Consider the following 21,321-nt stretch of genomic DNA (forward strand, 5'->3'; position numbering starts at 1 on the left):
TGAACATGGGGCCCATATCGGGGGCATCGGTTGCCGTGCGGGGGCGCGGGGGCCGGAAGCTGGCTGCGCTGGCACTCGGCGTGATGCTGGCGGTCACCGCCTGCGGCGGCGGGGGAACGGACTCGGGCTCCGGCTCGGGTGAGGGCAAGGGCAAGGGCAAGGACGCGGCCGCGGCACAGAGCAAGCAGTCCGAGGCCGTCGTCAGCATCGCGCCCGAGGACGGCGCGAAGTCCGTGGAGACCAGCGGCGCGCTGAAGGTGAACGCCGCCAAGGGCAAGCTGACCGAGGTCGTCGTCAAGGCCCCGGACGGCGAGAAGGTCGAGGGGAGGATATCCGGCGACGGCGCCACCTGGACGCCGTCCACCCACCTGGCCGCCTCCACCGAGTACACCGTGCACGCGGTCGCCGAGGACTCCGAGGGCCGAGCCGCCGCCGAGGACTCCAGTTTCACCACCCTCACCCCGAAGAACACCTTCGTCGGTCACTTCACCCCCGAGGACGGGTCCGAGGTCGGCGTCGGCATGCCGTTCTCCCTCCGCTTCACCCGGGGCATCACCAACCCCGACGACGTCGAGAAGGCCATCCGCATCACGACCGAGCCCGCCGTCGAGGTCGAGGGCCACTGGTTCGGCAACGACCGCCTCGACTTCCGTCCCGAGAAGTACTGGAAGGCCGGCACCAAGGTCACCGTCGACCTCGACCTCGACGGCGTGAAGGGCCGCCCCGGCGTCTACGGCGAGCAGGACAAGACCGTCTCCTTCACCATCGGCCGCGAGCAGGTCTCCGTCGTCGACGCCAAGAAGCTCACGATGAAGGTCAAGCGGGACGGCAAGGTCATCAAGACGATCCCGGTCACCACCGGCAAGGCCGGCATGGAGACCTGGAACGGCCAGATGGTCATCAGCGAGCGGCTGAAGGTCACCCGGATGAACGGCGAGACGGTCGGCTACGGCGGCGAGTACGACATCAAGGACGTCCCGCACGCCATGCGCCTGACCACCTCCGGCACCTTCCTGCACGGCAACTACTGGGGCGGGGGAGCCTTCGGCAACTACAACGCCAGCCACGGCTGCATCGGCCTGCGCGACGTGCGCGGCGGCTGGGACAAGAAGGCGCCGGGCGCCTGGTTCTTCGAGAACTCCATGATCGGCGACGTCGTGATCGTCAAGAACTCCAACGACGCCACCGTCGCCCCGGACAACGGCCTCAACGGCTGGAACATGTCCTGGGAGAAGTGGAAGGCGTAGTCCTTCGCGGCCCTTCACGGCCTTTCGCGTGACGTGCGCGGCCCCGGTGCGAACGACGGCACCGGGGCCGTCGCCGTCGGTCGCCGTGCCGTGTCCGCCCGGGGGCGACCCCCGGACCCCCGGCCGGGTGTGAGCGACCGCACCGGCCCGGCAGCCGTTAGTCGCCGTGCTGTGTCCGCCCGGGGGCGACTCCCGGACCCCCGGCCGGGTGTGAGCGACCGCACCGGCCCGGCAGCCGTTAGTCGCCGTGCTGTGTCCGCCCGGGGGCGACTCCCGGACCCCCGGCCGGGTGTGAGCGACCGCACCGGCCCGGCAGCCGTTAGTCGCCGTGCCGTGTCCGCCCGGGGGCGACTCCCGGACCCCCGGCCGGGTGTGAGCGACCGCACCGGCCCGGCAGCCGTTAGTCGCCGTTAACCTGCTGGCATGACCGTACACCTCGAAGTCGCGGACGGCGTCGGCACGCTGCGCCTGGACCGCCCGCCCATGAACGCGCTGGACGTCGCCACGCAGGACCGTCTGAAGGAACTCGCCGAGGAGGCCACGCGCCGCGACGACGTGCGCGCCGTGGTCGTCTACGGCGGCGAGAAGGTGTTCGCGGCGGGCGCGGACATCAAGGAGATGCAGGCCATGGACCACGCCGCGATGATCCTGCGCGCCCGTGCCCTCCAGGACTCCTTCACCGCCGTGGCCCGCATCCCCAAGCCGGTGGTGGCCGCGGTGACGGGCTACGCGCTCGGCGGCGGCTGCGAGCTCGCGCTCTGCGCCGACTACCGCATCGCCGGGGAGAACGCCAAGCTGGGCCAGCCCGAGATCCTGCTCGGCCTCATCCCGGGCGCGGGCGGCACCCAGCGCCTGTCCCGGCTGATCGGCCCGTCCCGGGCGAAGGACCTCATCTTCACGGGCCGTCAGGTCAGGGCCGACGAGGCGCTGGCGCTCGGCCTGGTGGACCGGGTGGTCCCCGCCGGGGAGGTCTACGAGCAGGCGCACGCGTGGGCCGCGAAGCTGGCCCAGGGCCCGGCGATCGCCCTGCGCGCCGCCAAGGAGGCCGTCGACACCGGTCTCGAGACGGACATCGACACCGGTCTCGCCGTCGAGCGCAACTGGTTCGCGGGCCTGTTCGCCACCGAGGACCGCGAGCGGGGGATGCGCAGCTTCGTGGAGGAGGGCCCCGGCAAGGCGAAGTTCCTCTGAGCCCCGCGCGGACCCCGAAAGCCCTTTCGGGGTCTTGCAATTGACGCGGCGTCTCATCCGGGCCCCTCGGCGGGACGGTTTATGGGAGCCTTAACCCACCCTTAAGCCTGTCGTGTCGAGGGAGCCCGTCGATTGCCGCACAGCGAACCGTTCTCGCAGGCCGGGTGGGTCGCCGACGGCTCCGAAGCGTCATCGGCGCACGTCATCGGACGGTTGCCGGACGGGGGCGTACGGGGGGCGCATTCCCCCGGAGCGGCCCCGGAGGGTCCCGTGGACGGCCATGATGGGGGCATGGCGGGGCTGGAGGGCATGGAGCAGCCGCGGGAGGACGGACGTGCGACCGCGTCGCGCTGGTCGCCGACGGTCGAGGACGAACGCGCGCTGGAAGCGCTGGAGGCGTACGGGAACCCGGCGGACGAAGAGATTCCGCTGCCGTCCCGGCCCGAGTCCGCCGCCATCGCGCGCCGGCTCACCCAGGTCGTGGTCCTGCGCCACTGGGGCCTCGGCGCCAAGATCACCGAGGACGCCGTCCTGCTCGTCTCCGAACTCGTCGGCAACGCCGTGCGCCACACCGGCGCCCGCGTCTTCGGCCTCCGGCTGCGCCACCGGCGCGGCTGGATCCGCGTCGAGGTCCGCGACCCCTCCCGGGGCCTGCCCTGCCTGATGCCGGTCCAGGACATGGACGTCAGCGGCCGCGGCCTCTTCCTCGTCGACAAACTCGCCGACCGCTGGGGCGTCGACCTGCTGCCCCGGGGCAAGACCACCTGGTTCGAGATGCGCGTGGCGGACCGCTGAGGGACCGCCCCGCGGCGGCTCCCGCCCCCCTCCCGCGGGCGGGGCGTCCGTCTCAGCCGGGCAGGAACAGCGCCTCCGAACCCACCGGCCGGTAACCGGCCGCCTGGAACGCCCGGAGGCTGCGGGCGTTCCCCGGGGAGATCTGCGCCCACACCGGCTCGCCCCGGCCAGCCGCCGCGCCGCCAGCGCCAGCCGTCGGCCCAGGCCCCGGTGCCGCGCCTCCTCGGCCACCTCCACCGCGACCTCCAGCCGTCCCGCGACCCCGCGCCCCAGGACCAGCACGCCCCCGTCCGCCGTCCACACCCGCACGTCGTCGCGCCGCCTGCGGGCGCTCACCACCCGGGGATGGCCGGGGTCGTCGACCTCCTCCAGGGCGAGCGGCGGACCGTCCGGCAGCGGGTCCGCCACCGTCATCACGTCGATCGTGTCCGTCCGCCGCCCCGTGCGGTCCATGAAGGCGGCCAGGAAGCGGGCGTTCATGGTGGCGGCCAGCGCGTCGCAGTCGGCCGAGGCCAGCGTCCGCCGCACCCACGCGGGGTCCTCGTCGGTGAAGACGACGGAGTGCGCGGTGAACGCCAGCACCCCCGCGTCCCGGCCGGACGGCTGGGGCACCACCGTCACACCCCCGTCCGCCGCCGGGAAGCCGCCGCGTGCCGCCGCGTCGAGAACGTCCCGCAGGGTGTCCGCCATCCGCCCGCTCCTTGAGTCCGTGCCCCCTGGAAGGCCCAGACTCCCAGACGTGATCGGCGACGGCACCGGAGTTCTCGCCACCGGTGGGCCCGCCCGTGCGCGCCCTCCGCCCCCGCGAGCCCCCGGCCGTGAACGGACCGGAACCCCCTCCTCCCGCGAGGCGGGGTCCGGGCGGATGGCCGCCGCACCGAGGGCTCGCGCGGGCGGCTAATCTGACCTGCGTCATCAGGACTCCAGAGGAGTCCGGCAGAGCATGTGATACGAGACAAAAAGGGGCGGATCGGTGGCGGACATCGAGGAAGCGCGCAAGCAGTTCGAGCGGATCGATACGGACGGGGACGGATTCATCACCGCCGCCGAGTTCAAGACCGCCCTCGCCCAGGGCGGTGACTGGAACGTCACCGAGTCGGTCGCGGAGGCCGTCATCAAGTCCCGCGACCTCGACGGGGACAAGGTCCTGTCCTTCGACGAGTTCTGGGCCCACCTGAACAAGTGAGGCCGTGCGCAGGGGCCCGGGCCGCACCCGTCCGGGGCGGACCGGGCCCCGCGCCGCGCCTGGTGCGGACGCGCTGCCGCCCGTACGGCCCACGGGGCCGGAATAGCCCGCCCGCACCGGGAGTTGGTGCCCATCACGGAGGTTCCCCGAGGGGAACCGGAGCGGACACCGATCCACGGAAGGGCCAGGCGAGTCGGACATGAAGATCGGCATCATCGGCGCGGGCAACATCGGGGGAAACCTCACCCGGCGGCTCACCGCCCTCGGGCACGACGTCTCCGTCGCCAACTCCCGGGGGCCGCACACGCTCACGGAGCTGGCCGAGGAGACCGGGGCGACCCCGGTGCGGGTCGAGGAGGCGGCCCGCGGCGCCGAGATCGTGGTCGTCACCATTCCGCTGAAGGCCGTCCCGGACCTGCCGCCCGGCCTGTTCGACGACGCCGCGCCGGGCGTGGCCGTCATCGACACCGGCAACTACTACCCCCAGCAGCGGGACGGGAAGATCACCGGCATCGAGGACGAGGGCCTCACCGAGAGCGGCTGGACGCAGCGGCAGCTCGGCCACCCCGTGATCAAGGCCTTCAACGGCACGTACGCCCAGGACATCCTGGACCGCCACCGCCCCGCCGGCGCCCCCGACCGGATGGCCCTGCCCGTCGCCGGCGACGACGCCGCGGCCAAGCGGAAGGTGCGGGACCTGATCGAGGAGCTCGGCTTCGACACCGTCGACGCGGGCGGCCTCGACGACTCCTGGCGCCAGCAGCCCGGCACCCCCGTCTACGGTCTGCGGGCGGGCGCCGAGGCCGTCACCGAGGCCCTCGCGAAGGCGTCCCCGGAGCGCACGCCGGAGTTCCGGGCGTAGGCACGCCCCGCGCCTGGCCTCCGGCGGGACGGGGGTCAGGCGCCCTCGGCCCACTCCTCGAGCGCCGCCCTGCCGGAGAAGTCGGCGACGTTCCTGTCCAGCGGGTCGTCGGTGTACTGGTGGAAGCGCCACTTCGCCTTGATGCGGGGCTTGCCCGCGGTGACGTAGTCGGCGATCCAGAGGCCGTCGCCGGCGTAGGAGGTGGTGTCGACGTCGAGCCAGAAGTGCCTGTTCGCGTACAGGATCACCCTGGTGTGCGGCCGCAGTTCCTTCACCTTCCGGATGAAGCGGTCCTTCTCCGCGTTGCTCGCGTGCGTCCCCTCGCCGGTGGTCTCCCAGTCGACCGCCAGGATGTCGCCCCGCCTCTCCGGGGCCTTGCCCACGAAGTACTCCGCCTGGGCCGTGAGGTTGCCCGGCCACAGGAAGTGGTAGAAGCCGACGACCAGACCGGCGTCGCGGGCCGTCCTCGTCTGGGCGGAGAGCTTGGGGTTGGTGTACGAACGGCCCTCCGTCGCCTTGATGAAGACGAAGGACAGGCCGTCGGTGTCGTACGAGGACGGCTGGTACGCACTCACGTCGATGCCGCGCAGCATGGGGCTCCCTGAGGTGCTGGTGGGGGGAGGGGAGTCGAACGATTCATTCCCCGCCCCGGCGCGGGCGACCCGTCCGGGAAGGGGGAAGTTCGACCTCAGCAGTCACTCCAGTCCCTCGTGTAACTTCGACGCCTTCTCCCCGTCATGTGCCGCTCATCTCGAACAGGTGAACTGATCAGCGCAACACGCGAGTTGGCGAGACGATGAGAGCGCGGAGAAATCACATGGCCGAACCGGCTGAGGCGGCGGCGTTACCCGCGCCGATCGACACGCTCCTCGCCGCCGCCGTCGCCAGGCGCTTCTACCTGGAGAGCCGGTCGAAGGTGGAGATCGCCAAGGAGTTCGGCATCAGCCGGTTCAAGGTGGCCCGCCTCCTCGACGCGGCCGTGGCCCACGACATCGTGCGGATCGACATCACCGTCCCCGCCGAGATCGACGTCCCGCTCACGAGGGCGCTGACCGGGCGGTTCGGACTCCGTCACGGCATCGTTGTCAACCTGTCCCGGGGCGAGGGCGGCGCGGCGTCCCCGGCGGACCAGCGCCAGACCGGCCGCTGGCTCGGCACGGCGGCGGCCCGGCTGATCTCGGAGATCACCGAGGAGGGTGACGTCCTCGGGCTGGACGGCAGCCACGCGGTGGCCGCGCTCAGCGAGGCGGTCACCCGGCTGCCGCTCTGCGACGTGGTCCAGCTGACCGGCGTGCACGGGCGCGACCTCGCCCATGACGCCGCGATCGGCGCGGTCCGCCGCACGGCCGCGGCGGGCGGCGGCAGGGTGTTCCCCCTCCACACCCCTTTCCTCCTGCCCGACGCGGCGACGGCCGCCGTCCTGCGCAGCCAGCCCGCCACCGCCGAGACGCTGGACCGGTTCGGCCTGGTCACCAAGGCCGTCGTCGGCATCGGCGCGTGGGACGCCCCGCACTCCACGGTGTACGACGCCCTGTCCGAGCCGGAGCGGGAGCGGCTTCGGGGGGCGGGGGCGCGCGCCGAAGTGGCCGGCCACGTCCTGGACGCCGAGGGCCGGGTGATCCCCACGGAGCTGGACGCGCGCATGATCTCCGTCAGCGCCGCCGAACTCCGCGGCGTCGCGGAGCTGATCGGCGTCACGGCCGGTGGACGCGGCACCGACGCGATCCGCGCCGCACTGAGGTCCGGCCTGCTCACCGGAGTCGTCACGGACGCCACGACCGCGCGTCGCCTCCTGTGGAGCGACGGCCCGGGCGACACGCCGCGGACCGACCCGTCACCCCGATCCACCGAACGAGGACAGCGATGAGCCGGCAGGACGAGGCGCTTCCGCCCGTTCCGGACGACATCCGTGAGGCCGGCCGCCTCGCCCCGGACCACTGGCTGGGGGTGATCGACCCGATGTGGTCCGGACCGGGCGAGCCCCCGGAGTGGGCGATGCCCGGCCGGTGGCGGTCCGGTCCCGACGGCGAGATCGTCGAGTGGCAGGAGAACCCCGACTACCGGCCGTCCCCGCGGGCGCTCGGCTGGCCCGAACCGGAGGACGAGGTGGACCGGGCCATCCAGCTCGCCTCGACCGGTTACGGGCCGGGCGAGGCGGTGCCGGCCGCGCTGGCGGGCCGCGAGGTGGCCGTGCTGACGGCGCCGGGCGGCGGCCCGCTGAGTGCCGTGGCGCCGGACGGCACCCCGGTCGTGCCGCTGTTCACCTCGTCGGTGTTCCTGCACACCGCGGGGCGCTTCGCCTTCGAACTGGTCGGCGTGGACGACCTCGTGCCGAGGGTCCCCGAGGGGCACGCGCTCTACCTGAACCCCTCGGCCGCGGTGGGCATGCTGCTGGAACCCGACGCCGTGCGCGACGCGGCCGCCGAAGGGCGGGCCGGTGAGCGGGAGCGCCCCGCGGCCGCCGGCGGCCGCACCGCCCGGGTGCTGACCGAGGCCGTCCACCCGGTACGGGGAGCGGACGCGTGAGCCGCTGGTCGTCCGTCCTGCCGGGCCGGGGCCGCAGGTCCGGTACGGGACGGGGAACGGCGGGGCCGGTCGCCGGCCCGGGCGGCGCCGGCCGCCGGGGGACAGGTGGCCCGCCGGTCGAGGACGTCGACGGCGTGCTGCTGGTGCGCTCGGTCGAGGACGACTCGTTCCCGCTGGACGTCCTGGCCGAAGTGGCGGGCGCCGTCGGCGTGGAGGAGGACGTCGCCACGGTGATCGTCGGCTCGGACGCCGGGGGCGGGATGCCCGGCGCCGACCACTGGGCGCGGCTGGGCACTCTGCTGGACTCCCTGCGCTCGAAGGGCACCGACCGGGTCCGGCTCGTCATGTCCGGCGCCGGTGACGACCGGCCGGACCGGCCCTGCGTCGCCCGCAGGATCGCCGATGCCTGGGAACTGGAAGTGACTGCTCCGGACGGGGCCGTCCTGTTCACGCCCGGGGGCGCGCTCTTCGTCCACGGCGACTCCGGCCCCGGACGCGCGTGGTGGCGGTTCGCGCCCGGTGAGGAACCCCGGAAGCTGGGGCCGCGCGCCCCGGCGCCCGTCTGGGAGGAGGCGCTGGGCCGGGTGCCCGCGCAGACGACCGGTGGCTGTGTCGTGGACCGGATACCGGCGGGCGTGCTGATACGCCCGGCCGGGGCCCCCGGCCCGGCCCCCGACGACCTGTGCTTCGCGGTGCCCGTCGACTTCGAGCGCCCCACGGTCCTGGTCGGCGCCCCGCAGGCGGAGGACGTCACGGCCGACGAGGTGGCCGCCGTGCTCACGGCGCTGCCCGAGGCGCAGCGCTCCCGCGTCCGGCTCGCACCGGGCGGCCGGCGCGACCTGCTGCGGCTCGGCCAGTCGGTCGCCGACCTGCTGGGGACCGAGGTGGAGGTGCTCACGGGCCTGCCGCTGCTCGCCGACCACGCACCGCCCGGGACGGCCCCCCGGCCGACGCTGGTGGGGCGGGACGGGAGACCGAGCTGGCAGCCGTTCGTCCCGGCGGTGGTCTGCGGGCCCGCCGGCCCGCAGGGCAGGCCCCCCGTGCCCAGGCCGGTGGGGAGCCACCCGCCCGACTGGATCCTCGGCGGCACCGAACCGGGGACCGTACGGCTGACGGACCGCTGGCAGGCCACGGTGACCCGGGCCGGACTCGCCCTGTGGGCACCGGACGGCCCCCGTCCCGGACCGGTCGGCCCGGCCGTGGACCCGGACGTGTGCGCCATCGAACTCGGCATGCCGGGACAGCCGTTGGACGGCTCCCTGCTGCCCGCGCTGTCCCGGCTCCTGCACGGCCTCGGGGCCGACGTCCGGGCGCGGACCACCCTGCTGGTGCGCGGCGGGCTCGTCGGCGGCGACGGCGAACTGCGCCGGCTGGCCGCCGAGCACGGCGTACCGGGCATCCGCTACGTCACCGCCGGGCGCCCCTCGCCGCCCGGCGCCGTGGCCCGCCGGCCCGCCACGGCCGCCGCCGGTTCGCCGGGCGCGGGTTCCGCGGCGCCGGCCCACGGGGTGCCGGTGTCCGCCGCGTCGCCGGACCCCGTCCAGGGGGGCCGGTCCGCCGGAGCGGGCGGGGCCGCGGGGACCGGGGGGCGCGCACCGGCTCCGGGAGCGGCGACACCGCGCCCGCCGCTCACCTCCTCGTCCGGGCCGCCGGCCGGGGCCGGCGGTGAGGCGCCCCGTGGCGGGTCCGGTGAGCGGGGCCCGGCCGGCGCGCCGCCCGGCCGTCCCGCCCCCGGTGACGCGGGCACGGCTCCCGCGGCCGGCGGCGCGGGGACGGACGGGGCGCAGGCGGACCCCTCGGCCGGCGGTGCGCGCCCGCCGGGCGAAGCCGGTGCCGTCGCCGGGGCGGCGCGCGCGTCCGGTGGTCCACCGTCGGGCGGGGGCGCGGACCGCACCGGCGGCGAGCCCGGACCGGAAGGCGGTGCGCCCACGGCCGGTGGGCCCCTGGCCGGTATGCCCGCGGTCGGTGCGTCCACGGCAGGTGCCCCCGCGGCCGGTGCGCCCACGCGTGCGGAGCCGGAGAGCCGGACCGTCGGCGGGACCGCCACCGGGACGAGGGGGCACGACTCCAGAGGCACGGACCCGAGCGCCGGTGAGGCGCCCGACGGCGCCGGGAGCGGTCGCCACGACGGTCGCCCGGAAGGCCGTCCGGAAGGCCGTCCGGTCGGCCGGACGGCGCGCGCCGGGGCGCGGCCGGCACCGGCGCCGCGCGGCCGGACCGCCGAGGCGCCGGCCGCGGAGGCGGGTGCCCCGAGCGCCCCGGCGCGCCAGGCGCGGGCCGTGTCCCTTCCGTTCGTTCCGGGGCACGTCAGCGGGGCCGCCGAGCGCGCCGCGTTCCGTGACCTCGCGGCGGGCGTCTGGGAGGGGCACGCCGCGGCCGTCTCCCGGGTGCTCACGCGGATGCCCGCCCTGCGCGGCCACGAACTGGAGGCGGCGCGGACCGATCTCATCGCCGCGCACGCCTACCTCACCGCCGAGGAGGGGCCGCTGCACCACCGCGCGCTGGTCCGGGACCTGCGCACCGGCGAGGGGAGCCTGCTGCCCTACGCCGGCTGCCTGGCGTCCGCCCTGCGGCGGCTGCCCTCCTACCGGGGCGTGGCGCTGCGCGGCGGGGACGCCGCCGGCCCCGGCCCCGGGACCGGCACGCTGGTGCACGACCCCGCTCCGGTCAGCGCCCTGACCGGGTCCTCGGAGCTCCCCGCCGGGGCCGCCGTGCGCTATGCGATCTGGTCCGTCACCGGACGCAAGGTGCGGCAACTGCTCGACCGGCCCACCGGCTCCCCGGAGACCGGCGAGGAGATCGTCTTCGTGCCGGGGACCGGCTTCCGGGTACTGGGGGTACGGACCGTGCCCGACGGCCCGTCCGTGGTGCTGCTGCGTGAGCTCCCCGGGAACGCGCCCGCCTACATGGACGGGACGCAGGAACTGAGCGGGCTGGACCTCAAGGCACTCGCGCACCTCGAGGAGGCGCTCTCCCGGGGGTTCCGCGCCGGCGAGGGCCGGGGCTGGCCGGAACGCTGCTCCGGGCCCGTGGGCCACGACGCCTAGCGGGCGGGGACCGCACCGTCCCTCACGCACGAGGACAGACACCACCGCGCACGTGCGCATTCCAAGGAGAACGATGGCAGACCAGAGACAGTCCTCCCCCGACGGGCCGGACGCCGCGGGCGGTCCGTCCGTCCGCAGGGCGGTTTCCCTGGGCCCGGCGGCGGCCGACCCGGGCCCGATGCTGGCACCGGCCGCCCGGCGGCCGGACACGCCCGGACGGAACGAGAACGGGGGCGGGGGAACGGCACGACCGGCCCCGGAGAACACCGGGAGCCCGGAGACCCCGAAGAACACGGAGACCCCGGACGCCCCGCAGAGCGAGACGGTCCCCGCACGGCCCGGCACGACGGGCGGCACGGCCGGGGAGACGGCCGGGGAGACGGCCACACCGGCCGCCGCCTCCGCCGCCCCGGCCTCCCGGCAGCGGCAGGAGCCCGAGGGAACCGCCGAGCCCGCGAGCGGGCGGGCGCGGAGGCCGGTCCAGGCGGAGTCGGCCGCCGTCGGCCGGGGCGCCCCGGCCGACGGGGCCGCCGCCGGGGCCGCGGCGGGCGCCGGTGCGGACGGGCCGCCCTCCGGGAACCCGAAGAAGCCCCTGCTCGCCGCCGCCGGCATCGCGGGCGTCGTCCTCCTCGCGGTGCCCCTGCTGATCTGGGCCACGGACGACTCGCAGCAGAAGAAGAAGGGCGACGTGGCGGTGGCCGCCGGGTCCGACACCCTCCTCGAGGAGGAGACCCTGGAGGCGCCCAGGGGCGAGTACGCCCCGGCGGAGCCCACCCCGGAGCCCTCGACGAGGAAGCCGTCCGCCAAGCCGAGCCCCGTCGTCGACGAGCCCATCCCGGTGACGAGTCCGGTCCCGGTGAGCAAGCCGGCCGAGACGCCGAAGAAGAAGACGGAGGAGAAGGTCGAGGAGCACAAGGCCCCCCGGCTCCCGCCGAACACCGCCGCCTACGCCGTCCAGCGGCTGGCCGCGTCGCACCCCGGCCGGCACATCTGCTACCGGGTCCACGTCAAGGGCGCCGGCTGGACCGCCCCGGTGTGCGACGGGGCCACCGCCGGCCGGGAGGGCGGGGGGCGGCCCGTCACGGCCATCAACGTCGCGGTGGCGGACGCGAAGAGGGTGAACGGCAACGAGTTCGTCCAGAAGGACGGATGGACCACCAAGTGGTCGGGCGCGGCCGACGGGACGGACCTGGTCCTGGGAAGCGCCGCCTCGAACGCGCCCAACCTCAGCGGCTTCACCATCGGTGTCGAGGCGGGCAACGTCTGCCAGAACCACAAGCTCGGCGAGCGCGGCTGGGGCGGCCTGGCGTGCGAGTCGCCCCAGGGCTGGATCTTCGGCGGGTCGACGGAGCCGCAGTTCTGGCTGGAGGCCGTCAGGTTCACCGTGTGAGCGGCGCGACAGCGCAGCGGACGCCCGTCGGCACCGGCCGGCGGGCGTCCGCCTTCACGGGGCGGCGGGGCGCCGCGTCACAGGGCGGCCTGCCGCCGCGCGGACGGCAGGTCCTCGGGCAGCAGCGTGGTGAGGTCGGCGAGGCTGGGCGAGCTCAGCGCGCCCAGCCGGCGGGCCTGGCTCGTCATCATCGTCTCCAGCAGCTGCCGGGCGAGCCGCGCGTTGCCGAAGGACCGGTCGCGCGGGATGGCGTCCACGTGGGCGCGCAGCGCCTCGAGGGTGGCGTCGGCGCACTCGTACCCGGAGGCCGCGGCGTGCCGGGACACGATGGTGACCAGTTCGTCCGTGCTGTAGTCCTCGAACGTCACGAACTTGGAGAACCGGGACGTCAGACCCGGGTTGGAGGCGAGGAAGCGCCCCATCTCCTCGGTGTACCCGGCGACGACGACCACGATCTCGTCGCGGTGGTCCTCCATCAGTTTCAGCAGGGTGTCGACGGCCTCGCGGCCGAAGTCGTTGGACGATCCCTCGGGGGTCAGGGTGTAGGCCTCGTCGATGAACAGCACCCCGCCCAGCGCACTGGTGAAGACGTCCTTGGTGCGCTGGGCGGTGTGGCCGACGTACTGGCCCACCAGGTCCGCCCGCGCCACCTCCACCAGGGAGTCGCGGGGGAGCACCCCCAGCGAGTGCAGGAGCCTGGCGTACAGCCGGGCGACGGTGGTCTTGCCGGTGCCGGGCGGCCCGCTGAAGACGAGGTGGTTGCTGATCCGGGGGGCGGGCAGCCCCGCGGCGATCCGCTGCCGGGCGTTGGTCAGCAGGCTGACCAGGTCGGCGACCTCCCGCTTCACGGCGGCGAGTCCCACCATGGCGGTGAGTTCGGCCATCGGGTCGGACGCGTCGTCGGTGTCCTGTGCCGTCCCGCCGACGGCCGCGGCCTCCGCGTCGCCGACGTCCTGCGGCAGCAGCAGCGTCAGGTCGTTCTCCGCCGGGTCGGTCATGGCCGCGAGCCGGAACGCCTGCCGGTCCACCATGTCCTCGAACACGCCGCGGGCCGCACGGCCGTTGCCGAAGGTCGCGTCGCGCGTCATCTGCTCGAAGCGTACGGCGAGGGCCTCCCGGGTCAGCGGCCCGAGCTCGAACTGGTGCCGGTGGCAGAGGCTCTCGGTGATCGTCACCAGCTCCTCCACCGCGTAGTTGCCGAACTCGATGGTGCGGGTGAACCGGGAGGCCAGACCCGGGTTGGCGGTCAGGAACGACTCCATCTGCTCGGAGTAGCCGGCCGCCACCACGACCACGTCGTCGCGGTGGTCCTCCATCAGTTTCAGCAGGGTGTCGACGGCCTCGCGGCCGAAGTCGTTGGACGTCCCCTCGACGGTGAGCGTGTAGGCCTCGTCGATGAACAGCACCCCGCCCAGCGCGCTGTTGAACGCCTCGGTGGTCTTGATGGCCGTACCACCGATGACCTGCGCGACCAGGTCGGCGCGGGCGACCTCGACCAGGTGCCCGCTCCTGAGCACGCCCAGGTCGGCGAGGATGCTGCCGTAGAGGCGGGCGACGGTGGTCTTGCCGGTGCCGGGCGGTCCCGCGAAGATCAGGTGCCGGCTCATCGACGGGACCGGCATGCCGAGCCGACGCCGGCGCTCCGCGAGCTGGTTCAGGTTGACCAGCGTGTTCACCTGGTGCTTGACGTTCTCCAGACCGACGAGCGACTCCAGTTCGGCCAGCGGGCCCTCGGGCTCCGGCTCCTTGCCGGGTCCGCCCGGGGCGCCGTCCTCGCCGACGGTCTCGGCCGACTCGCCCCAGCTGTCCGGCAGTCCGTTGTCCGCGCTGGTCAGCAGCTCGACCGTGAGCCGCTCGCTCGCGCGGCTCTGCCGCAGTCCCGCGCCCCGGTTGTCGCGCACGACACACCGGGTGACGTCGACCGGCTCGGCGCTGTCGATCCGTACGCCGTCGCCCGTACTGCCCGTGACCTCACAGGCGTCGAGGACGGCCCGGCCGCCGCGCGACACCTGGACGCCGTGGGCCCTCGAGCCGTGCACCCGGACCCGCTCCAGGGTGATCTCCGCGCCGTCCCGCACACCGACCCCGGCGTCGGCGCTGTCGCCGATCTCGCAGTCCCGCAGGGTGCCCCGGCCGCGTTCGCCGACGAGCAGGCCCGAGCGGGCGGCGGAGCTCAGTACGGTGTCGCTGATCTCGGGGTCGGAGTCGTCGTCGATGTGCAGCGCGCAACCGCCGGCGGACTCGACCTCGCAGTGCTCGAGCCGGCCGCGGCCGTCGTCGGTGAACTCGACGCCGTGGCCGCCGGCGCCGGTGACCCGGGCGCGGCGCAGCAGGGGGTTGGCGGCGGAGCGCACGGAGATGCCGACGCCCGCCGCGTCCAGGACCTCCAGGCGTTCGAACTCGGCCGTGGAGTCGTCCGCGAGCTGCACCGCCCCGGCGGTGTCGGCGCAGTCGCTCACCACGGTGTCCCGCAGCAGCGGGGCGCTGCCCTCGACGACCCGTACGGCGGCCTCGGTGGAGCCGTGGAACGAGCAGCCCTCCAGGGTTCCGCGCGAGCGGTCCAGGACGAGCAGCCCGCTGGTCTTGGTGCGCCGGGTGACGCACCCGCGCAGCACCGGGTCGGCCCCGCCGGAGATGACGATGCCGCTCTGCGCGATGGACTCGAAGGAGGTCTCCTCGATCTCCGGACGGGACATGCTGGTCACCAGCAGGCCCACCGAGGTGTGGTGCACGGCGCAGCGCAGCACCCGGGTCGAGCTGTGGCCCTCCAGGGCGATGGCCGGCTTGTCGGTGCCGGAGATGTCGCAGCCCTCCACGGTGCCCCGGGCCTCGCCGCTCGCCAGGACGCCGTTGGCCCGCGCGCCCCGGATGCGGCAGTCGCGCACCAGGGGGCCGGCGGTCTCGCCGATGACCACGGCGGAGGTGCCGAAGTTCTCGAACACGCAGTCCTCGACGATGCTCTCGGACTCCGAGGAGTCGACGAGTCCGGCGCCGCCGGGGTTGCCGATCCGGCAGCCGCGGGCGGCCAGCGAACCCTTGCCGCGCACCAGCAGCGCCGTCCACCCGGCACCGGTCACGGTGCAGTCGTCGAGCGCGGCCTGACCGGCCGGCACGTCCACGACGGCGGCCTCCTTGTCGCGGCCCCGCAGGGTCAGGGCGCTGAGCATCACGGCGTCGGCCATGAGGGTGACGGCGGTGCCGTCCCGCGGGCAGAGTTCGACGGTGCCCGGCTCGCCCTCGCCGACGATCGTCACCCGGTGCCGGATGACGAGGTTCTCGGCGTAGCGGCCGGGACGGACCCGGATCACCGCCCCGGTACGGGCCTGGGCCAGTGCCTCACCGATCGTCTGGAATCCGTCCGACCGTTCCGGGCCGACCGTGAGTATTTGCCGTACCACGCCTCGAACCTCCTTGTGCTGCTGCGGTAGTTGGCGTTGTGCGTCGTACATCTTGTGTGCATATCATGCGGACCATGCGGAATGTCATGAAAGGCCGGAGTGCGGGCCTCGTGCTGGCGATCGCCGTGGTCCTGCCGGTCACCGGCGGGCCGGCCCTCGCCCTCCCCGCCGCGCCCGCCGCGCCGTCGGGGAGTCCCGGTGCCGACGGTCCGGGGGCCACGCTGCTGCCCCCGCTGCCCGTCCGGCTCGGCGAGGACAACCCCTGCACCGGAGCCTCGGGACAGACGGCCACCGGAGCGGCGTGGTCGCAGACGGCGCTCGGACTGTCCCGGGCCCAGCGGATCTCCCGGGGCGGCGACGTGACCGTCGCGGTGGTCGACACCGGTGTCGCCACCGGCGTCCCCGGCCTGTCCGGCAGGGTGGAGTCCGTCGACGCGGCGGCCGAGGACTGCGTGGGCCACGGCACGTTCGCCGCCGGCCTGATCGCCGCCGCGCCGCAGAAGGGCAGCGGCATCACCGGGGTCGCCCCGCAGGCGGAGATCCTCGCCCTGCCCGGCACCGACGACCGCGGGGTCCCCTCCGTGGAACGCGTGGCCGCCGGCATCCGGACGGCGGCGGACCGCGGCGCACAGGTCATCTACGTCGGCCAGGTCCTGCGCACCGGCAAGGCCGAACTCACCGCGGCCGTCGCCCACGCCACCCGGCGCGACGCACTGGTCGTCGCCCCGGCCGCCCCGGACGCCGTGCCCCGCGAGGAGCAGGGGCCCGACGGCGAGATGCCGGAGGGTCCGTACTGGCCGGCCGCCGCGCCCGGCGCGCTCGCCGTCGTGGACTTCGGCCCCGGCGGCGTACGGCAGCAGAACGCGCCGCCCGCCCACGAGCCCGACCTGTCCGCGCCGGGCGGCGAGATGGTCAGCGTCGGTCCCGAGGGCCCCGGCCACTACATCGGTTCCGGTGCCTCGCTGGCGGCGGCGGGCGTCGCGGGCACCGCCGCACTCGTCCGCGCCTACCACCCCGACCTCACGGCGGCCGAGGTCACCCGCCGCCTCCTCGACACCGCCTACCCGTCGGACACCCCACGCCTCGACCCGTACGCCGCCCTGTCCCTGATCCAGGACCGCACGACGCCCCCCGCGCGGACCCCCGCCCCCGCCCACATGCCGGCCCCCGCCGACCCCACTCCCCACCACCGCTCCCTGACGATCGCGGCCGTAGGCCTGACCACGGTCCTCCTCCTGGCGGCCCTGGCGGCGGTCGTCCCCCGAGGCCGCACCAGGAACTGGCGCCCCCCGACCACCCCTTAGCGACGCTCCTGTCCCCGCCGTTCCCGCGGGCAGTCGTGCCTCCCCCAGAGCCCGAAAGGGCCTGGGAGGTACCCCCAGGGCGGCACGGGCGGGCGAGGGGAGTCCCCCCGCTCGAGCGAAGCCGGGAGTGGGGGAGGCACCCCGCAAGCGCCGGGCCGCGCGCACGCCCCCCGGCCGGCACCCACGCCGGGCGCCCCGCACACCCCGGCCCACCCCGCACGGACGTCTCACGACCCGTCCCCCACAAGACCCGTCTGCACCTGCAAGGTCTTGCGCCGGGCGATCCGAACCGCCCGCCCCGGGATCAGCTCCCGCCCCTTCACGCTCCCGAACAGGTACCCCTCACTCGGCGGACACGACATCAACAGCCCCGGCGTGTTGACCTCCTGCAACCGCCGCAGCAACGACTCGTTGAGCCCCCGCCCGGCCCCCGCCGACGACCGCGCCACGATCAGGTGCAGCCCCACCTCGTGCCCCAGCGCCAGATGATCAAGCAGCGGGGCGAACGGCTGCGTCATCGGCCCGCCGCCCACCATGTCGTAGTCATCGATCAGGATGAACAGCCGCGGCCCCTGCCACCAGTCGCACAACCGCATCCGCGACGGGGCGATGTCCTCCCCGGGAACCCGCTGCTTGACCGCCCGCGCCGCCCCGTCCACCAGGTCCCGCAGCATGTCCAGGGACACGGCGTGCCCGAGCCGGTACGCCTCGGGAACGCTCTCCACCAGCTCCCGCCGGTAGTCCACCGTCATGATCCGCGCCTCGGCCGGCGTGTACCGCTCGGTGATGCCGCGCGCGACCAGCTTCAGCATGTTGGTCTTGCCGCTCTCCGTGTCGCCCACCACGATCAGGTGCGGGTTCTCGGTGAAGTCGTGCCACACCGGCGCCAGTTCGTTCTCGTCCAGGCCGATGGCGATCCGCAGGCCGTTCTCGCCCTCCGCCTCCGGCAGCTCCTCGACCGGCAGCTTCGCCGGCAGCATCCGCACCCGCGGCGCGGTGGGTCCCGTCCAGTTCTCGGTGATCGCGGCGACCAGCCCCGCCACCCCGTCCGCGAGGTCGTCGGCGTCCTCGACCCCGTCGACGCGCGGCAGCGCCGACAGGTAGTGCAGCTTGTCGGAGGTCAGCCCCCGCCCCGCGCTGCGCGGGATCGTCGCCGCCTTCCGGGAGTCGATCTGCGAGTCCATCGGATCACCCATCCGCAGCTCCAGCCGGGTCCCGGTCTGGTCGCGCACCGAGGACGACAGCTCCACCCAGCGGGCGGTGGTGACGATCAGGTGGACGCCGTAGTTGAGCCCGCGGGCGGCCAGCGCGTTGAAGGTGGGGATGTGCCGGTCGAAGTCCTGGCGCACGGTGGCCCAGCCGTCGATGGCGAGGAAGACGTCCCCGTGCGGCTCGTCGGGGAACTCGCCCGCCGCGCGCCGCTTGCGGTACGTCGCCATGGAGTCGATGCCGTGCTCCAGGAAGAACCGCTCCCGCCGGGCGAGCAGGGTGGTGACCTCCGCGATCGTACGGCCCACCCGTTCGGTGTCCACCCGCGCCGCGACCCCGCTCATATGGGGCAGCTCGTCCAGTGAGGCCAGCGTGCCGCCGCCGAAGTCCAGGCAGTAGAACTGCACTTCGCGCGGGGTGTGGGTGAGGGCCAGCGCGGTGATGAGGGTCCGCAGCAGGGTGCTCTTGCCGCTCTGCGGGCCCCCGGCGATGGCGACGTGGCCGCCGGCCGCCGACAGGTCCACGGTCAGCAGGTCGCGCAGCTGGTCGAAGGGCCGGTCCACGACGCCCACCGGCACCGTGAGCCGTCCCCGCAGCGGCCAGTCCGCCGTGGTCAGGCCGTACCGCGGATCGGGTGCCAGCGGCGGCAGGATCTGGTCCAGGGTGGCCGGCCGGCCCAGCGGCGGCAGCCACACCTGGTGGGCGGGCGGTCCCGCCCCGCGCAGCCGGTCGAGCGCCACCGACAGCAGCGTCTCCCCGCCGCCGTCCCCCTCGCCCCGCGCCTGAGACTCCGGCTCGTCGGGCTCGCCCGCCGGGTCCAGGTCCGGGTCCGCGGGCGCGCGCGGCACCACCCACTCCGCCGTCCACGGCACCACCTGCCGCGCCACCTGCGCCTGCACCACGGCCCGGCGCCGCTGGTACGGCCCCGAGACGTACGCGGCCCGGAACCGGGTGAGCGCGTCGACGCCGCTCTTGAGGAAGCCGGCACCCGGCTGCGCGGGCAGCTCGTAGGCGTCCGGCACACCGAGCACACCCCGGCTCTCCATCGCGGAGAACGTCCGCAGACCGATCCGGTACGACAGATGGCTCTCCAGCTGGTGCATGCGGCCCTCGTCCAGCCGCTGCGAGGCGAGCAGCAGATGGACCCCGAGGCTGCGCCCGAGCCGGCCGATCATGACGAACAGCTCCATGAAGTCGCGGTGCGAGGCCAGCAGTTCGCTGAACTCGTCGACCACCACGAACAGGCTGGGCAGCGGCTGCAGCGGCGTCCCGGACTGCCGCGCCTTCTCGTACTCCAGCGCGGAGGTGTAGTTGCCGGCGGCGCGCAGCAGCTCCTGCCGCCGGATCAGCTCCCCGTGCAGGGCGTCCTGCATACGGGCGACCAGCGCCACCTCGTCGGCGAGGTTGGTGATGACCGCCGAGGTGTGCGGGAGTTCGTCGAGGCCGAGGAAGGTGGCGCCGCCCTTGAAGTCGACGAGGACGAAGTTCAGCGTCTCGGAGGAGTTGGTCAGCGCCAGCCCCAGCACCAGCGTGCGCAGCAGCTCGCTCTTGCCGGAGCCGGTGGCGCCGATGAGCATGCCGTGCGGTCCCGTACCGCCCTGCGCGGACTCCTTGATGTCCAGTTCCACGGGCCTGCCCTCACCGCTCACCGCGATCGGCACCCGCAGCCGGGCACTGCCCGTCGCCTTCTCCCACAGCGTGGCCGGGTCGTGCCGGTGCAGGTCGGGGATGTTCAGCAGCGAGGTCAGTTCGACGTCGTCGGCGAGCGGCCTGGAGTCGTCGCCGCCCACGCTCATCCGGTACGGCGCCAGCAGCCGGGCGAGCGCCAGCGCCCCCACCGTGCCCAGCCGGTCGGGCCGGCCGAGCACCGTCGACTGCTCCTTGCGGTCGCGGTCGGTGCGCACCAGCGCGACCCCGCCCTCGTCCACCTCCAGGCGCAGCGTGGTCCGTCCCGGCTTCCAGGCGAGCGCCCCGGTGAGGTCGAGCACCACCGCGTTGCGGAAGCCGTGGCCGTCGAAGCGGTGCCCCGCCGGCACCGTGCAGCCGTCGATCACGACGACCGTGTACGGCTCCTCACGTCCCGGGACCGCGTCGGGGTCGGCGCCCGGCCGCTCCAGGAACTCGGCACCGAGCAGGTTCTCCAGCTCGGTGAAGGCCGAGGTGATCATGCGGGCCGGTCCGGCGCCGTCCTCCTCGTGCCGGTGCAGACTGTGCGGCAGCCACTTCGCCCACTCCCACTCCGCACGCCGCTCGTCCGAGACGCACAGCGCGATCCACAGGTCGTCGGGGGAGTGGAACACCGCCAACTGCGCGAGCAGGGCCCGGGCCTGGGCGCGTATCCGCTCCTCGTCCCCACGGAACAGCACCTTCGACCAGGCCCGCAGGTAGATCGCGATGGGCTGGTCCCGGACGGTGGAGTAGGCCCGGGTGAAGCTGCGCAGCGCGTGCGCCGACAGCGGCTCCAGGTCCTCGACGGGCTTGGTCGACAGCGGCGTCAGCTTCATCGCGAGACGCTGGTCGCCCACGCCCATCCGCACCTCGGCGAAGTCCTCGTCCGACGCCCGCCGCTCCCACAGCCGGGTGCTGCGCACCAGCGACGACAGCGCGTCGGGGTCCGGGTGGCGCCAGGCGAGGGCGCGCTGCTGCTCGACGACGGACGCCCGCACCATGCGCCGGGTCTGCCGCAGGTACCGCAGGTAGTCGCGGCGCTCGCCCTTCATCCGCTGCTTGCGCTCGCCGTTGCGGCGCATGACCTGACCGAGCATCATGCCCGCCGACGCGATCACCATCACACCGAGCGCGATGTAGATGAATCCGCCGCTGTCCCGGCTCATCCCCGGACGCATGAACATCAGCATCATGGAGACCGACATCAGCGCCATCGGCAGATACGTCCACACCGCGGAACTGTCCGGCACGACTTCCGGAAGCGTCGGCGGCTCCTGAAGACTCAGTTCCCCCGACGGCATCTCCGGCCCTTTGCGGCGGGCCGGCCGGCGGAACAGGATCACGCTCAACGAACGTCCTCCTCAACGATTTCGGAAGGAATTCCGGAGGAACCTCGCGGGAACGTCGCGGGTTTTCCGTAAAGAGTCAGAGTCCCGCGCGACGGCGGCGGGAGAATTTTCGTGGGGTTCCGTAACGCTGAACTCCCGGAGTGGTGTTG

General features: G+C 74.5%; 12 protein-coding genes and 2 pseudogenes. 10 read left to right on the forward strand and 4 right to left on the reverse strand.

Going from position 1 to position 21,321, the window contains the following annotated elements:
- Positions 1 to 5 precede the first annotated feature (5 nt).
- From GL259_RS26845 to GL259_RS26855, 3 genes are all read left to right on the forward strand, one after another.
- Positions 6 to 1,247, forward strand: a complete 1,242-nt coding sequence (locus tag GL259_RS26845; RefSeq protein ID WP_159535878.1) for an Ig-like domain-containing protein — start codon at positions 6 to 8, stop codon at positions 1,245 to 1,247.
- A 423-nt stretch (positions 1,248 to 1,670) separates the two neighbouring features.
- Positions 1,671 to 2,438, forward strand: a complete 768-nt coding sequence (locus GL259_RS26850) for an enoyl-CoA hydratase-related protein (protein ID WP_159535879.1) — start codon at positions 1,671 to 1,673, stop codon at positions 2,436 to 2,438.
- A gap of 291 nt (positions 2,439 to 2,729) precedes the next feature.
- Entirely contained in the window at positions 2,730 to 3,233 is a 504-nt protein-coding gene (locus GL259_RS26855; protein WP_243762391.1) for an ATP-binding protein, read from the forward strand.
- A 52-nt stretch (positions 3,234 to 3,285) separates the two neighbouring features.
- On the opposite strand, the pseudogene GL259_RS38945 reads toward GL259_RS26855, so the two are convergent.
- Positions 3,286 to 3,923, reverse strand: a pseudogene (locus tag GL259_RS38945) (GNAT family N-acetyltransferase).
- Between the two features lie 283 nt (positions 3,924 to 4,206).
- Between GL259_RS38945 and GL259_RS26865 the strand changes: the two are divergent.
- Positions 4,207 to 4,419 (forward strand): EF-hand domain-containing protein, encoded by a 213-nt coding sequence (locus tag GL259_RS26865; RefSeq protein WP_159535880.1) that lies wholly within the window; start codon positions 4,207 to 4,209, stop codon positions 4,417 to 4,419.
- A gap of 172 nt (positions 4,420 to 4,591) precedes the next feature.
- Positions 4,592 to 5,281: pseudogene (locus GL259_RS26870) on the forward strand (NAD(P)-binding domain-containing protein); the annotation flags it as partial.
- A 35-nt stretch (positions 5,282 to 5,316) separates the two neighbouring features.
- On the opposite strand, the gene GL259_RS26875 reads toward GL259_RS26870, so the two are convergent.
- On the reverse strand, positions 5,317 to 5,874 hold the full coding sequence (locus tag GL259_RS26875; RefSeq protein WP_159535882.1) for a glycoside hydrolase family 25 protein: 558 nt from the start codon (positions 5,872 to 5,874) through the stop codon (positions 5,317 to 5,319).
- Between the two features lie 224 nt (positions 5,875 to 6,098).
- Between GL259_RS26875 and GL259_RS26880 the strand changes: the two genes are divergently transcribed.
- From GL259_RS26880 to GL259_RS26895, 4 genes are all read left to right on the forward strand, one after another.
- A complete protein-coding gene (locus GL259_RS26880; RefSeq protein ID WP_159535883.1) occupies positions 6,099 to 7,148 on the forward strand; it encodes a sugar-binding domain-containing protein in 1,050 nt (349 codons plus the stop codon).
- Entirely contained in the window at positions 7,145 to 7,807 is a 663-nt protein-coding gene (locus tag GL259_RS26885) for a type VII secretion system-associated protein (RefSeq protein ID WP_159535884.1), read from the forward strand. The genes GL259_RS26880 and GL259_RS26885 overlap by 4 nt, the downstream gene beginning before the upstream one ends.
- Entirely contained in the window at positions 7,804 to 10,854 is a 3,051-nt protein-coding gene (locus tag GL259_RS26890) for a hypothetical protein (RefSeq protein WP_159535885.1), read from the forward strand. Before GL259_RS26885 ends, GL259_RS26890 begins: the two co-directional genes overlap by 4 nt.
- A 73-nt stretch (positions 10,855 to 10,927) precedes the next feature.
- Positions 10,928 to 12,244 (forward strand): hypothetical protein, encoded by a 1,317-nt coding sequence (locus GL259_RS26895; protein WP_159535886.1) that lies wholly within the window; start codon positions 10,928 to 10,930, stop codon positions 12,242 to 12,244.
- A 77-nt stretch (positions 12,245 to 12,321) separates the two neighbouring features.
- Here GL259_RS26895 and GL259_RS26900 read toward each other — a convergent pair whose 3' ends face one another.
- Entirely contained in the window at positions 12,322 to 15,642 is a 3,321-nt protein-coding gene (locus tag GL259_RS26900) for a right-handed parallel beta-helix repeat-containing protein (RefSeq protein ID WP_159535887.1), read from the reverse strand.
- Between the two features lie 74 nt (positions 15,643 to 15,716).
- Between GL259_RS26900 and GL259_RS26905 the strand changes: the two genes are divergently transcribed.
- Positions 15,717 to 16,946, forward strand: coding sequence for a S8 family serine peptidase (locus GL259_RS26905; protein ID WP_243762392.1), 1,230 nt, complete (start codon positions 15,717 to 15,719; stop codon positions 16,944 to 16,946).
- A gap of 227 nt (positions 16,947 to 17,173) precedes the next feature.
- On the opposite strand, the gene eccCa is transcribed toward GL259_RS26905, so the two are convergent.
- Complete coding sequence (gene eccCa, locus GL259_RS26910; protein ID WP_159539015.1) at positions 17,174 to 21,124, reverse strand: type VII secretion protein EccCa; 3,951 nt, start codon at positions 21,122 to 21,124, stop codon at positions 17,174 to 17,176.
- Positions 21,125 to 21,321: the final 197 nt, after the last annotated feature.

Source organism: Streptomyces sp. Tu 3180, from assembly GCF_009852415.1.
Classification (GTDB): Bacteria; Actinomycetota; Actinomycetes; order Streptomycetales; family Streptomycetaceae; genus Streptomyces.